Origin of the sequence: Motiliproteus coralliicola (assembly GCF_003345655.1) — a bacterium.
Taxonomy (GTDB): domain Bacteria; phylum Pseudomonadota; class Gammaproteobacteria; order Pseudomonadales; family Balneatricaceae; genus Motiliproteus; species Motiliproteus coralliicola.
Window position 1 is genome coordinate 290,486 of the sequence record NZ_QQOH01000001.1, and the last position, 13,572, is coordinate 304,057.

The 13,572-nt window shown below is 58.2% G+C and carries 15 protein-coding genes; 4 read left to right on the top strand and 11 right to left on the bottom strand.

Annotation, left to right across the window (positions count from 1 at the left end):
- Positions 1-187 precede the first annotated feature (187 nt).
- The 4 genes from DV711_RS01400 to DV711_RS01415 all read right to left on the bottom strand — a co-directional run bounded on the left by DV711_RS01400 (position 188) and on the right by DV711_RS01415 (position 2,469).
- Positions 188-487, bottom strand: a complete 300-nt coding sequence (locus DV711_RS01400) for a helix-turn-helix domain-containing protein (protein WP_114693857.1) — start codon at positions 485-487, stop codon at positions 188-190.
- Positions 484-822 carry a hypothetical protein gene (locus tag DV711_RS01405; protein ID WP_114693858.1) on the bottom strand — a complete coding sequence of 113 codons (339 nt, stop codon included), beginning with the start codon at positions 820-822 and terminating at the stop codon, positions 484-486. Before DV711_RS01405 ends, DV711_RS01400 begins: the two co-directional genes overlap by 4 nt.
- Positions 823-934: 112 nt before the next feature.
- Entirely contained in the window at positions 935-1,804 is an 870-nt protein-coding gene (locus DV711_RS01410; protein ID WP_114693859.1) for a DNA replication terminus site-binding protein, read from the bottom strand.
- Complete coding sequence (locus DV711_RS01415; RefSeq protein WP_114693860.1) at positions 1,801-2,469, bottom strand: PilZ domain-containing protein; 669 nt, start codon at positions 2,467-2,469, stop codon at positions 1,801-1,803. The genes DV711_RS01410 and DV711_RS01415 overlap by 4 nt, the downstream gene beginning before the upstream one ends.
- 121 nt (positions 2,470-2,590) lie before the next feature.
- Between DV711_RS01415 and DV711_RS01420 the strand changes: the two genes are divergently transcribed.
- Positions 2,591-3,835 carry a lipoprotein-releasing ABC transporter permease subunit gene (locus DV711_RS01420; protein ID WP_114693861.1) on the top strand — a complete coding sequence of 415 codons (1,245 nt, stop codon included), beginning with the start codon at positions 2,591-2,593 and terminating at the stop codon, positions 3,833-3,835.
- Complete coding sequence (gene lolD / locus DV711_RS01425; protein ID WP_114693862.1) at positions 3,828-4,541, top strand: lipoprotein-releasing ABC transporter ATP-binding protein LolD; 714 nt, start codon at positions 3,828-3,830, stop codon at positions 4,539-4,541. Before DV711_RS01420 ends, lolD begins: the two co-directional genes overlap by 8 nt.
- A 21-nt stretch (positions 4,542-4,562) precedes the next feature.
- On the opposite strand, the gene DV711_RS01430 is transcribed toward lolD, so the two are convergent.
- A complete protein-coding gene (locus DV711_RS01430; RefSeq protein WP_114693863.1) occupies positions 4,563-5,180 on the bottom strand; it encodes a LysE family translocator in 618 nt (205 codons plus the stop codon).
- A 110-nt stretch (positions 5,181-5,290) separates the two neighbouring features.
- Here DV711_RS01430 and DV711_RS01435 point away from each other — a divergent pair, with 110 nt between their 5' ends.
- On the top strand, positions 5,291-6,184 hold the full coding sequence (locus tag DV711_RS01435; RefSeq protein WP_114693864.1) for a LysR family transcriptional regulator: 894 nt from the start codon (positions 5,291-5,293) through the stop codon (positions 6,182-6,184).
- Positions 6,185-6,201: 17 nt separating this feature from the next.
- Here DV711_RS01435 and DV711_RS01440 read toward each other — a convergent pair whose 3' ends face one another.
- Positions 6,202-6,738, bottom strand: a complete 537-nt coding sequence (locus tag DV711_RS01440) for a DUF2062 domain-containing protein (RefSeq protein ID WP_114693865.1) — start codon at positions 6,736-6,738, stop codon at positions 6,202-6,204.
- 196 nt (positions 6,739-6,934) lie between these two features.
- On the opposite strand from DV711_RS01440, the gene DV711_RS01445 reads away from it, so the two are divergent.
- Entirely contained in the window at positions 6,935-9,247 is a 2,313-nt protein-coding gene (locus DV711_RS01445) for a DNA internalization-related competence protein ComEC/Rec2 (RefSeq protein WP_114693866.1), read from the top strand.
- A 56-nt stretch (positions 9,248-9,303) separates the two neighbouring features.
- Here DV711_RS01445 and DV711_RS01450 read toward each other — a convergent pair whose 3' ends face one another.
- The 5 genes from DV711_RS01450 to DV711_RS01470 all read right to left on the bottom strand — a co-directional run bounded on the left by DV711_RS01450 (position 9,304) and on the right by DV711_RS01470 (position 13,545).
- The gene (locus DV711_RS01450; RefSeq protein WP_114693867.1) at positions 9,304-10,407 is read right to left on the bottom strand and encodes a phosphoribosylaminoimidazolesuccinocarboxamide synthase; all 1,104 of its coding nucleotides are present in this window, start codon (positions 10,405-10,407) and stop codon (positions 9,304-9,306) included.
- A 156-nt stretch (positions 10,408-10,563) separates the two neighbouring features.
- Positions 10,564-10,959 carry a VOC family protein gene (locus DV711_RS01455; protein WP_114693868.1) on the bottom strand — a complete coding sequence of 132 codons (396 nt, stop codon included), beginning with the start codon at positions 10,957-10,959 and terminating at the stop codon, positions 10,564-10,566.
- Between the two features lie 41 nt (positions 10,960-11,000).
- Positions 11,001-11,516: a DUF4760 domain-containing protein gene (locus tag DV711_RS01460; RefSeq protein ID WP_114693869.1), complete on the bottom strand. Its 516-nt coding sequence runs from the start codon at positions 11,514-11,516 to the stop codon at positions 11,001-11,003.
- A 51-nt stretch (positions 11,517-11,567) separates the two neighbouring features.
- Positions 11,568-12,515, bottom strand: a complete 948-nt coding sequence (locus DV711_RS01465) for a hypothetical protein (RefSeq protein WP_114693870.1) — start codon at positions 12,513-12,515, stop codon at positions 11,568-11,570.
- A gap of 409 nt (positions 12,516-12,924) precedes the next feature.
- Positions 12,925-13,545, bottom strand: a complete 621-nt coding sequence (locus tag DV711_RS01470) for an RluA family pseudouridine synthase (RefSeq protein WP_114693871.1) — start codon at positions 13,543-13,545, stop codon at positions 12,925-12,927.
- Positions 13,546-13,572: the final 27 nt, after the last annotated feature.

Genomic DNA, 13,572 nt, shown 5'->3' on the forward strand with positions numbered 1-13,572 from the left:
TCAGCGGCTCAGTACTGGGATTGGACAGGTTGGACGCGTTTGAAGACCGAACAGATACCACTGGGGCGCGCCGCACGAAAGCGGCAGCGCGGGCCCTGATCGGTTCGGTGGTAGTAGCGGCAGTCGCGACAGCTGCGTCGCCCCGAGGACCTTTTCGTCGTGGGTTGTCGGACGGCCATTGAGGCGATTAGAGGGTCAGATTGAGCAGCCGATGGAGTTCGGCACGGTGGCTATCAATCCAATCCTGATCGAGTGCGCCCCAATCGTTGAGTTGGTAATAGCCGTCGTTGTTGCGATGGCCGTCCTGCACGAATACCACCTCCACTCCTAACCCGGGTAGGGCTTTGATGATGTCTTGCAGAGTACGGCGGGGCCAGCCGGTCAAGCGCATCAGCTCCGGTACGCTGGGGCGTTCTTCATAGGCGATCAGGTCGGCGGTGATCAGGCGACGGGCGAAGGTGGGGTTGAAATCGGGGCTAAGGCTCATCGTTTACCCTCGCTATCGGAGTGGTCTGACTCGTCATCGCTGTCGGACTTGTCATCGGCGTACATCGCATCATGGCGTTCCTGATCGGTCATGCCGCGGATATCGAAGCGCTGGTGCAGCCAGCGCAGGTAGTACTTCCAAATCAGTAGGGCCGGCAGCATCCACAGCATAATGGCGATCAGATTAAAGGTGCCGGTGTGGGTTTCGGGGCCCAGGCGGGCAAACCATTCGATCAGCTCAAGCTGGCGTAACAGGTAGAACCAGCCGACCAGTGCGGCAACACCGATGGCCAGACCCAGATGGTAGCCGGTTTTACGGGGGGCTTTGTCGTTCATGGATGGACGTCTTGTATCGAAAACTGCCGCACACCATAGCAGTGCCGGCAATCGAATGCACATGCAGCGTGATCGAACCGGTGACCGTTAAACGCGGGTAGTGGCACCGGTGTCAGCAGTAACGGTGAATCCGCAGGCTGGGCAGGAAGGGCTCGGTTTCGATCAGGCAGTCACTGCGTTGGCGCCGGCTGCGTTCGGTCTTCGGCACCAACGAGGGATCGTTGTGCTCAGGGAACGGCAGGCTGTCATCGTGGGCAAACAGCAGCGGCAGCGATAGGTTCAAGGCCTGTCTCATGGGTGGCTGGGCAAAGCGCAGGTTGGCCCGCATCAACGGTGCCTGGGTCTGCACCTGCGCCAGTCGGGTGTTGGCGTCCAGGGTCGCCAGTTTGTCCAGCTGCAGCTGAATATGGGGTTTATCGATGCCCATGCGGGCCAGTTTTTGCTGGGCCTGCTCGGCGCTGATCCGCTTGATACTGCGGCCGCTGGTGTACCAGTTGAATCCGACCCAGTCGGGCTGGCGAGTACAGGTAGGGATCAGACGGTAGCACTGTTTCAGGTGCAGGCGGGCTAAACCCTTGTGATCCAGCGCCTGGCGCAGACTGTTGGGGCGTTGATTGAGCGGCTCCAGCAACTCGCCGGGTTGCTGTTTGAAACCCTGTAAACAGCGTTGCAAGGCCTGCTTGTGCTGGTTGACGCTTTCGGCCTGCTGCAGCAGCGTCGGATCGGCGGCGACCAGCCCGTGGCAGCTGCGGGTGCGGCGACCGTCGCCATCTCCCTGATGCCACAGGTCACAATAGAGCTCGATCGCTTTACGGCGAGGATCTATCGTTAGCTCACGTTCGGCCTCGGTCAGGGGTACCCAAAGGGGTAGCTCGGAGACCTGCAGCTGCTGAGCTAACTGGCTCAGGGCATCGCAAAGCCGTTCGAACTGCTCCACCAGTTCAGCGTGGGTGTAGCTGGGCTCCGGGCTCATTTGAGTCATGGGGTATCCGGTCGGTTGGCGTTGGGCGGGTTATCGAGCTCCAGTTGCTGGCGCAACTGACGCCGCAACTGGGCCTGGTGAGCGAGAATATGGCGGGCGATCAGATCCCGCTGACTGTCGGGCAGCTCGATAAAACTCAGCCCGATACGATAGCTCTGATCGCTATCGGGGTGTGAATAGACGACTCGGGCCAGGCTCTGGAGAACATAACCGCCGGGTAGCAACAGCAGTCGCAGGGCACAACGGCTGTCCAGCGGCAGTGCTTCGGAGTAGCTCAGGGATAGCCCTCCTTCGCTAAGGGTGATCGGACTCGGCTGCGAGCCGGTATCGGAGCGGCGCCCCAGGTGCAACGCCAATTGCTCAATCTTGCGGTTAATCAATCCCAGTGCGCTGGCAAGGACGCTGTTGGTTTCGCTGAGTTTGAACAGTTGCTGTTGCAGCTGCTGGTCCAGCTGTTGCAGCTCCACCAGCAGCTCAAATTCTTGCGACGGTTGCAGAATCTGATCCAGCGGCAGGGCCTCCTGAGCAGGGGTCAGCGGAACAAATTCGACCCGGGCCCGGTCTTCTATTCTGAAACTGTGGCGACGGTCGGGCTCGTTGGGTAGCGGCATGGTGCAGATTCCATTGCGGTTGCTGGGTGATGGGTTACGATGGCTCTGAATCATTGGTGCATCGATCGCTATTGAAAATATATCAGAAAGCCAAAACTTCGCTGTTCCTTCGACAGCAAAAAAAGCTGTAGATTCAAGTATTCCCGTTCCGGAGGTTGTGGTTTAATTCGAGCCCATGTTCAGACCTGTTCCCCTATTTATCGGCTGGCGCTATACCGGTGCCAAACGCCGTAATCATTTCATCTCGTTTATCTCGCTGGTGTCGACCCTGGGTCTGACGCTGGGGGTGGCGGTGCTGATTCTGGTGCTGTCGGTGATGAACGGCTTTGACCGTGAGCTGCGCCAACGAATCCTCGGCATGGTACCCCATGCCACGCTGTCCGGTTATCGAGATACCATCGATGACTGGCCCGAACTGATCGAACGGGTTCAGCAGCAACCCAAGGTAGAAGGGGCTGCCCCCTATATCGAAGCCCAGGGGATGTTGACCAACCGCGGTCGAGTCCAGGGCGCGCTGGTCTTCGGGGTTGATCCGGCATACGAGCAGCGGGTTTCGATCATCGGCAACCATATGCTGTACGGTGATCTGGAGGCGTTGAAGCCGGGCGAGTTCGGAATCGTGTTGGGCGATATTCTGGCCAGAATCTTGGGGGCAAAACTCGGGGACAAGGTCACCCTGGTGCTGCCGGAAGCCTCGATCTCGGTGGCCGGGGTTTTCCCCAGGCTGAAGCGCTTTACCGTGGTCGGGGTGTTTAAGGTCGGGGCCGAGCTGGACGCCTCGATGGCATATGTGCATCTCAACGATGCCGCCAAGATCAAGCGGATAGCCAACGGGATCGAAGGGGTCCGGCTGAAACTGGATAACCTGTTCGATGCACCCGTCGAAGTTCGGCGGATCGCCCGCACCGAAACGGTTCAATTGCAGACCAGCGACTGGACCCGTACCCATGGGAATCTGTTCCAGGCGATCCAGCTGGAAAAGAAGATGATCGGCCTGTTGCTGTTCATTATCGTCGCGGTGGCGGCATTCAATATCGTCTCAACCCTGATCATGGTGGTTACCGATAAGCGGGCCGATATCGCGATCTTGCGCACCATGGGGGCGTCATCCGGCACCATCATGCGGACCTTCATGGTCCAGGGTGGGGTGATCGGCTGCTTCGGTACCCTGGTCGGTACCGCGCTGGGGGTGGTGTTGGCGTTAACGGTCAGCGATCTGGTGGCCTGGGTCGAGGAGCTGTTCAACTTCCAGATCCTCAGCGCCGAGGTCTATTTCATCAGTTATCTCCCGTCGCAGCTGAAGTGGGAAGACGTGGCGTTGATCTGCGGCAGTTCGCTGCTGATCAGCCTGCTGGCGACCGTCTACCCGGCTTGGCGCGCTGCTCAGACTCATCCGGCGGAGGCGTTGCGTTATGAGTGATCAAGCATCGGTTACGCGTAATTCGAGTGCCGAGGTTGTTCTTAGCGCCCGCTCAATCCGCAAGAGCTACGCCGAAGCGGCCCACGAACTGGTGGTGCTGGATCAACTGGATTTTGAAGTCTGTGCCGGTGAGCGGATCGCCATCGTCGGTAGCTCCGGCTCCGGTAAGAGCACGTTGCTGAATATCCTCAGCGGCCTCGATGATCCCACCGACGGTCGGGTAGAGCTTACCGGTGAAGCCCTGGCCGGTCTGAATGAAAACAAGCGGGCGGCGTTGCGAAACCGCTGCATGGGTTTCGTGTATCAGTTTCACCACCTGTTAGCCGAATTCAGCGCGCTGGAAAACGTGGCGATGCCGCTGCTGTTGTCCAAGCAGCCGTTGAAAGAGATCGAGGCTAAAGCCCGTACCATACTAGAGCGGGTAGGGCTGGGGCAGCGGCTGGAGCATAAACCGGCTCAACTTAGCGGGGGGGAGCGCCAGCGGGTGGCGATCGCCCGGGCATTGGTGACGACACCGGCAATGGTGCTGATGGATGAGCCGACCGGTAACCTGGACCGCCACACCGCCGAAGAGATTCAGGCGCTGATGCTGGAGTTGAACCGGGATCTGGGGATCGCCTTCGTGGTGGTGACCCATGATCTGGAGCTGGCCCAGCGGATGGATCGGGTGCTGAAGCTTGAAGATGGCTGTCTGCGACCGTTCTGAGGGTTACAGGTCGGTGCTGTCTCAAAGCCTGTTGAACAGCATGGACAGGATCAGGTAGGCCGCCAGTAGCATCAGGCTTGTTCCCATCAAACGATTGAGCCAGCGTAGCCGGCTGGCGCTTCCCAGTAGCTGCCCCAGTCGTGCGCCAGTCCAGGCCCAGCTGGCGATTGAAACATAGCAGATGACGAAATAGAGACCGGCAAACTGCAGCAATAGCGCGGTGTCTCCTGCCAGTCGAAAGGCCGATACGCCGGTGACACAGGCGATCCAGGCTTTGGGGTTGAGCCATTGCAGCGCTGCACCCTGAATAAACGAAGGGCTAACCTGCTCCGAGCGGTTCGGGCTGGCGTCGCTGCTGGCGATTTTCCAGCCCAGATAGGCCAGGTAACCCGCTCCCAGATATCCCATCCATACCAGCCCGGCTGCAGCCGTATTCTGCGCTGCCAGTTCGACGCCGGCTCCCAGTAGCCATCCAATCAGCAATAGCAACAGGGTAAAACCGAAGGTGGCGCCACTGACGAAGCCGAAGGCGCCCTTGAAACCGGCGTTAGCGCCTGTGTTCAGACTGATCAGATTGACCGGGCCGGGACTGATCGACATCGACAGTGAAAACAGAGACATGGCGATAATGAGTGACATGGCTTTTGACTCCAGCGGTTTACGGATAAGCGTGGCTCCACTGTAGCCTTAGCTTTATTGATTTATAATCCTGCATAATTTGATTTCACTGTTCTAACAATTGCATCAATATGATCGATGATCTTCGTGCGTTGGCGATCTTCGCCGAGCTGTCGCGGCAGGGGTCGTTTCGAGCGACCGCAGAGCGCTTGGGACTGTCGCCCTCGGTGGTCAGCTACCATCTGTCTCAGCTGGAAAAGCGCCTGGGTACCGCACTGCTGTACCGCTCGACTCGAAAAATTTCCCTGACGGCGGAGGGGCGGCAGCTGCAGCAGCATGCGCTGGCGATGCTAGAGGCCGCGCAGCAGGGCCTGGAGGCGTTGGATACCGACCGTGACAAGGTTGGTGGTGTTCTGCGTATTACCCTGCCGACAGCGCTGGCGAGGGCGCCTGTCAGTGCAGGGTTAGCACGGTTTCATCGACGTTATCCCGGCATCGAGATGCACCTGAGTTATACCGACCAGCGTCAGGACCTGCTGGCCGACGGCATCGACCTGGCGATCCGAGCCGGCTCCTTACCGGACAGCTCGCTGAAGGCAAAACGGATCGGCCAGATCGATCGCAAACTAGTTTGCAGTCCGGCATTGATTGAGGCATTCGGAGCGGTCCAGAAGCCCGAGCTGTTAAGCCACTGGCCCTGGATTCGGTTGGCGATGATGCCGCCACGGCGCACCCTGATCGGGCCGGACGGCAGTCGTCATGAGCTGTCGTTTGACGCCTCCATCGTGGTCGACAGTGTGGAGGCGTTGGCCGAGTTGTGCTGGCAGGGGGCGGGGCTGGCGACCCCATCGACACATCTGATTGAGAGCTCATTGGCCAGCGGTGAATTGATCGAACCCTTACCTCAGTGGCGGATTGAGCCGATCGCACTGCATGCAGTCTGGCCCGCCAATGCCGGGCCTCACAGTAACAGTCGTAGGCTGCTGGAGTTTTTGGCTCAGCAGCCGGAGATCCTCAGCTGCTGATCAGATTGAGCAGGCCGTTACTCGTCGTTAGGCGGCAACTGCTCGCGGGCTTGCTTACGGCGGCGCCAGTTGCGGCCGACCTGCCAGGCCCAGAGCCAGCGAATAATAAAATAGCTGGCGATTGAGAACACCACCCCGCACACCAGCGAACCGAACAGCAGCGGCCACCAAATGTGGGACAGCTGCTCGCTGATCCACTCCATTGTCAGCGTGAACTCCTGATCGTTCACCGGGTGACCCAACAACCAACTGCCGACCAGGTAAGCGAAATAGAAAATCGGCGGGATGGTCAGCGGGTTGGTGATCCAGACCAGCCCCACCGAGATCGGCAGGTTCGAATGGATCAGAATCGCCAATATGGCGGCAACGACCATCTGCATCGGAATCGGTAGAAAGGCGCAGAAGATGCCGACCAGAAAGGCCAGCGATACCGAATTACGGTTCAGGTGCCAAAGATTAGGGTTGTGGAGCGCGCCGCCGAGCTTGCTAAGGTGGGGGTGATCCTTGATGGTTGCCTCATCGGGCATGAATCGCTTGATAATTCGGCGCGGCATGCAGGTCGATCCGGTTCTTTTTAGGGTCGCAGGACGGTTGGAAGTCGCTCAGACTGAAGGCTGAGTGTGACATTCGTATGACCGGCGTTGGAGTGGAATTGACCGAGCTCTGAGAGCTTCGGCTAGAATGGGATTATGCCCCCGACAGGGAATTAAGGGAACAGGCCTTTTGGCTTGTTTCTAATGGAGATCAAGGATGATCGCATTCTTTCTGGGCCAGGCCTCGGTGGCGTTCTGGCCGGTAATGCCTGCTTGGATGCTATGGCCCTGGGGTCCGCTGGGGATAGGCCTTACCGGACTGCTGTGCGGGTATGCATGGACCAGAATCGGACTTCCATCCTCGCGAGCGAAGCTCTCCTACGGTATGGGGCTGTGCGGCCTAATCTGTGGGCTTGGCGCGGCATCCTGGTGGCAACAGCATCAACTACCGTCCCACTGGCAAGGAGTCGACCTCCAGGCTCAGGGGACCGTAATCGGTTTGGTGCAGCATCAGGGCGGCCGTTGCCGCTTCGATTTTCAACTGGCTCGAATCCAGCATCCGGGTGAGCAACGACAGCACGCTATAACCCCTCGTCGGCTGCGGCTCAGTTGGTACAACTGCTCGACCACTCCGACTGCCGGAGAACGCTGGGCGTTGACGGTGCGGTTGAAGCGCCTTCACGGCTACAGCAATCCGGCCGGGTTCGATTACCCGCTTTACCTGATTGGCCGTGGCATCGACGCCACCGGTTATGTGCGCGATGCCGACGCCCGCCGTTTGGGGCAGGCAGCCTGGCTAGGGCGAGTGGATCGGCTGCGCCAGCGGCTGGTCGACCAGATACTGGCCGTACCCCTGCCTGAACCGGCACCGGCACTGCTGTCGGCGCTGTTGCTCGGTGATCGGCGTGGACTCGATGATCCGGCCTGGGCGTTGCTGCGTGAGACCGGCACCGCCCATCTGGTGGTAGTCAGCGGCCTGCATATCGGGATGCTGGCGGCGGTCGGGTTCGGATTCATCACCTTTATTGGGCGCTGGTTTCCCCACTATCCCTATCAATCTCGACGAACCTGGGCGGCCCTGACGGCGATCATACTCAGCGGCGTCTATGCGATGCTGGCTGGGTTTACACTGCCGACTCAACGGGCCTGGGTGATGGTCTGTGCCTGGATGCTGAGTTTGATCTGGCTACGACAGATTGGACCTTGGCACCGATTGCTGTTGGCGGCGGTGGTGGTTCAGCTGTTGGAACCGCTGGCCCTGCGCCAGAGTAGCTTTTGGCTCTCCTTTGGCGCCTGTGCGGTGCTGATCTGGCTCGGTTACGGCCGGCTGCGACCATTGCCCTGGTGGCGACAGGCGCTGCAGGCGCAGTGGGCGGTGTCGATCGGTCTGTTGCCCTGGCTGTTGTTCTATTTTCAGCAGGGCGCATTACAGGCGCCGCTGATCAATCTGGTGGCGGTTCCGTTGGTGATGCTGTTGTTGCCGTTGGCGCTGGCCGGGCTGCTGCTGGCGTGGCTTTGGCCGACAGCACCAGGGTTGCTGCAGCTCTGTGGCTGGTTGCTGGAGCTGGGCTGGTATGGGCTGAGTGAAGCCCGGCAGTGGCTGGCGCCCTGGCCGTTGGCCGGGCCGATCTCGGTGTGGGTGGTGGCGTTGGCGCTGGTTGGCAGCGCACTGCTATTGCAGCCACTCAATCGGATCCGTTGGCTGGGGTTGGTCTGCTGGCTGCCACTGCTGTTCCCCCCAGCGGATCAGCCTGAGCCTGGCGCTCTGAAGATCACCATGATCGATGTGGGACAAGGGCTTTCGATGCTGCTGCAAACCCATCAACACCGGTTGCTGTACGATACCGGCCCGCGCTATCGATCCGGCTTCAGCGCCGCCGAAGCGGCGATCATCCCTTATCTGTATAGCCGCGGAATCCGCCAGTTGGATCGCTTGATCATCAGCCATCAAGACAGCGACCATGCCGGGGGGCAGGCGCTGATCAAGCAGCGCCTGCAGATTGGTCAAACCTGGTCGGGTGAACCACGGGATCCTGGAGAGAGCCCCTGCCGCGCCGGTTCAAGCTGGTATTGGGACGGGGTCGAGTTCGAGGTGCTCTATCCGTTTGTCGAGACGGTGCTGGATCAGCAGGTCTCGAACAATCGCTCTTGCGTACTCAGAGTCTCGACACCGGCGGTACAGATACTCCTGACCGGGGATATCGACCATCAGGTCGAACAGCAGCTGATCGAACGCTACGCCGATCGTCTGCGTTCCAGCGAGTTGTTGATCGCGCATCACGGTAGCGGCAGCTCTACGTCGAGCGCATTTATCCAAGCGGTTAACCCACAGCGAGGGTGGATCAGCAGTGGCTGGCGTAACCGCTTCGGACACCCGCATCCACAGGTGATTGAGCGCCTTTCGGCTGCCGGAGTGGAGCTATTCAATACCGCCGAAGATGGTGCGGTGACGCTGCAGCTGGGGGCTGATGGAGAGGTTCGTCTTGAGCGCAATCGCCAAGCGAACTGGCGTTATTGGGAGTCGAATTGAAGGTCACAGGAGGGAAGTTCCGGCCAGGAGGCTTGTCCTGGCCGGAGTCAGGCTGATCAGTCGATCAAGCCGTACTGGTCACGCAGGATTTCGATGATTTCGGCCTTGGGATTATCCGATAGCTCGATCTTCTCGCCGGTGATCTTTTCGGCGATACCGGTGTAGGTTTTGGAAACCTCCATCAGCACCGATTCGGGTAGGGCGTTGTCGCGGGCCAACGCGCTGCGCTCCTCCATCCGATCTTTGTTCAGCAGGATGTCTGGATCCGGGAAATGGCTCAGCAGCAGCTGACGGAAGCCTTCCTTGGAGTTTTCCACCACGTTGCCGTTGCGGTATTGGGGACCGTCCCAGATCCGGGAGGAGTCGGGGGTGCCCACCTCATCCATGTAGATCAGCTTCTCGTTGCCCTGGGCATCGGTGACGTAGCCGAACTCGAACTTGGTATCGACGAACACCTGATCCAGCTTGGCCAGCTCGTTGCTGATCAGGTTGAAGCCTTCCTTCAGCAGTTTTTCGTACTGGTCGATATCGTCAGCGCTGCGGAAATTGAACGCGGCGAAATTATCGGCGATGTTGGCGCGGGTGATGTTGACGTCATCTTGCTCAGGAACCCCCGGAATACCGGTCAGGATACCCTTGGTGGACGGCGTGATCAGCAGCTCCGGCAGCTTCTGGTCTTTGTTCAGGCCATCGGCGATTTCGATGCCGCAGAATTCACGCTCACCCTTGGCATAGGCACGCCACATCGACCCGGTGATGTATTGGCGGCAGATCGCCTCGATCATCACCGGTTTGGCTTTCTGCACGATCCAGACAAACGGGTGGGGGATATCGAGGATATGGCTGTCGGCCAGACCCTGCTCGCGGAACAGCTTGAACCAGTGGTTGGAGATCGCATTCAGCGCGGCACCTTTGCCGGGAACCCCGTTCATGCCGCCCTCGCCATGCCAGATGCAGTCGAACGCGGAGATGCGGTCGGAAATCACCATAATCGCCAGCGGCGCATCGGAGGTGACGTCGTAACCTTTCTCTTTGATCAGGCGGGCGCTGTCGGCTTCGGTTAGCCAGTAGACGGAACGTACTTTGCCACTGTGAACGGGCTTGTCGGTGCGAATCGGCAGGTCGTTATTAACCGCCAAAACCTTATCAGCAAGACTCATTGAGCTGTCCTGTATCGCGTCGGTGGGATGGGGCTGGTGTGGTGCGCTAACAGGTGCGCTTACCAGAGCGGCGATTCTACCAGAACTGGGCCGACTGGCCAGTGCCGTACGGCAATGATGCTCGGCAGAGCAGGGGTAATAAGGGGTAGGATTGGGTTAATCCGACATCGCTTCACCAAAGCTGAGCATATGGCCGTCGGGGTCTTGCAGGCTGAACTCTCTCATCCCATAGATCGTTTCGATCAGTGCGGTAGGGTGATAGCCAAGGGTTGTCAGGTGTTGGTGTAACGACTCTACATTGTCGGGGTAGAAGTAGAAGATGGTTGGCCAGCAGGTACTTTGTTGTGGGTCGACAGGCTGTTGCAGGCCTAATGGATAGCTGGTCTCCGACAGCATCAGTTCAGTCTCTCCGGAGCGGATGGTCGCCCAACGCCACTCGTCAACCGCCGTCGGATCGCTGACCACCTCGAAGCCAAGCGCGGCTTTATAGAATTCCAGACTCGTTTCGATCTGGCTGATATTCAGCATTGGGATCATGTTGGTCAGTTTCATTGTGAGTGTCTCGCTCGATAGTTAACAATTTAAGGACCGGCTCAGGACTCCTCAGCTTTGAATTCCCTTATCTGTTCAAGCTCTGTGATGAAACTCTCGGCTTCTTGATACAGCAGATGATTCTCGGTTCTTGCTGCTTCGATATAGGGGCTGAGACGTTTATAAAAATTGATAAAGGCGCTACCGGAAAGGTCGCATAACACCTCCGTGTCATAGATCTTGTGCTTAACGCCTACGCCGAATCGCTGAATGTAGCTCAGCAAGGTGACCACCTTGTCACGATGGACGGGTTCGCTGAGGATCCGAGTGAGGATGTCTTTGGAGATCGGCGACGCTTGATTTTTTTCGATCGAAAGCGCCGAACAGATCTCGTTGTTAAGCTGCCTGAAGCTATCCCTGATGGTGTTATAAGCGTTGAGGGTAGATTCTTTCTTCCGTCGGTCGTGATCCGCCATAAAGATAGTTTGAGTCTGTCGAATCCTGATGATGACTAAGGCAAACCCCACCACTAAGCCGGTGAGTTTGATACCTTCAAAAAAGAGTTCTAAGCCACTCATCTGAAGCTCCTGGGTTGGTTTGACGGGGTGCTGGTAAAGTTAAATTCTGAATCAGGGGAGCTGTTTAGGAAGATCGACCCATAGCTCAATCACACCCTGCCTTGGCTTTTTCTTTTTGTAGGCGACGTAAGGCACCACCTTGATTTGTGGCAGGGTCGTTTCCGAGTAGTCCAATTGGCGCAGAATACGGGTGGTGTCGTAGGCCAGTTCGATGGCGGCCTGCTCATCGTCGTCGTGGAAATAACGCACCTCGTGCTTGCGAGCCGCCGCCGCTTCTCGATCTTCGCCAGGGACGATATAGCCCCGTTGTTGTAATGCGCTGGAAAGCTCCTCTGCTTGACCGCGAGGGGCTCCGGCGAATTGAAAGAACACGGTAACGCGGCTGCGATCTTTGTAGAGTTGCTCCACTTTGGCGGTTTTTGAGATCACTTCGGATATGGCGCTGCCGCGAACCTGTTGGGCCATCTCCATCATGGTTTCATCGTTGTTGGGTTCATGATTGGCGATTTGGTTGATCTCGCTAACCTGCTCAGCCAGCTCTTTGAGCTGTTGAGAGAGGACTTCGAAGTTATCTGCTAGGGGTTTCACCTCAGTGGAATAGAGTGCGACGATATTCTTGGCGTCGACGTTGAGCGAATTAACTTTAGCGATGGTTTCGTCGAGTTGCTCAGCCTGGGGTTGAAACTGCTGGATCTGCTCCTCCAGCGTAATAACGATTTCGTTGGCCTGCTTAGCCAGATAGCGGGTTTCGGCAATCAGTTCGATAATTTCGGTGCGCTTTTCCTTGATATCGGCAACGATCGATTCTTCGATCTCTTTTTGTATTTCGGCTTTGATTTCGGATTTGATATCGGAAACGATATCCCAGCCGACAAAACCGAGGATGGCAATCACAGTGGCGCCCATCACCGCGTAGAGTCTAAACAGCGCCGGGCGGACCCGTTCGGCGACATTCTCCGACAGGCGGCGTTCTAATAGTTCGAGTTGGTCGTCATCCATAGAACGTATCCGATTGGTTGCGGTGTAACTTGAGCAAGTGATGGGGGGCAATGGAGAGTAAGGAAGCGGCGTTGAGTGCTGTAGAGGCCGTGACGGGGGCGATTAGTACATGGGGGCCCGGAGCAGAGCTTTGACTCTGACTGAAGCGCTGCTGGGGTAGGTTTAGCTCGTTCATCTCTTCCCGTTAAACCCTTGGATTCAGGAAGATGGATTACAGCTGACAGACCGGTTTTCGTGTCAGATCCATCGAGGCTCCGTGCAATGGAACGCAACACCAGGGAACAGGCACACAACACCGAGGCTGAGTTTATAGTAGACGAGATTGACTGGCTTAACCTGCCGGCAACGCCGGTCTGAACGGCCTGATCGCCAGCTCAGTCGAGGGCTGAGATTGGGACAGCCGGGAGGATTAGAACGGGCAGGGAGCGGTGAACTCCATCCTCTCACCGGAGACGGGATGGCGGATCCCGAGCTGTTCGGCGTGCAGGTTCAGCCGGTCGGCTTTGGCCAGTGCGCTGGGGGTGGCATAAAACCGATCGCCGAGGATGGGGTGACCCAGGGCCTGCATATGGACTCGAAGTTGGTGGGAGCGTCCGGTGATCGGAATCAGCTCAACCCGGCTGCGGTCATCCGCTTGATCGAGTAGCCGGTACTCGGTGAGCGCCGGCTTGCCCTGATCGTGATCGACCATCTGCTTGGGACGATTCGGCCAGTCGCAGCGAAGCGGAAGCTCAACTCGCCCCTGGTGTTGCTTGAGAGTGCCATCGACGACGGCGATGTAACGTTTTCGGGTTTCCCGGTCATGGAACTGTCGACTCAGTTCCCGATGACTGTCGGCATCAAGTGCCAGCACCATTACGCCGGAGGTAGCGCAATCGAGCCGATGAACGATACGTGCGGTGGGGAACTCCGACTGTAGCCGGTGCAGCAGGCAGTCCTGATTTTCCGGCCCGCGCCCGGGAACCGACAGCAGGTCGGCGGGTTTGACGGCGATGACGAGCGAATCGTCTTGATACAGTACTTCTATCACGGCAGGCTTCAGGATTGCTGGTTGTAA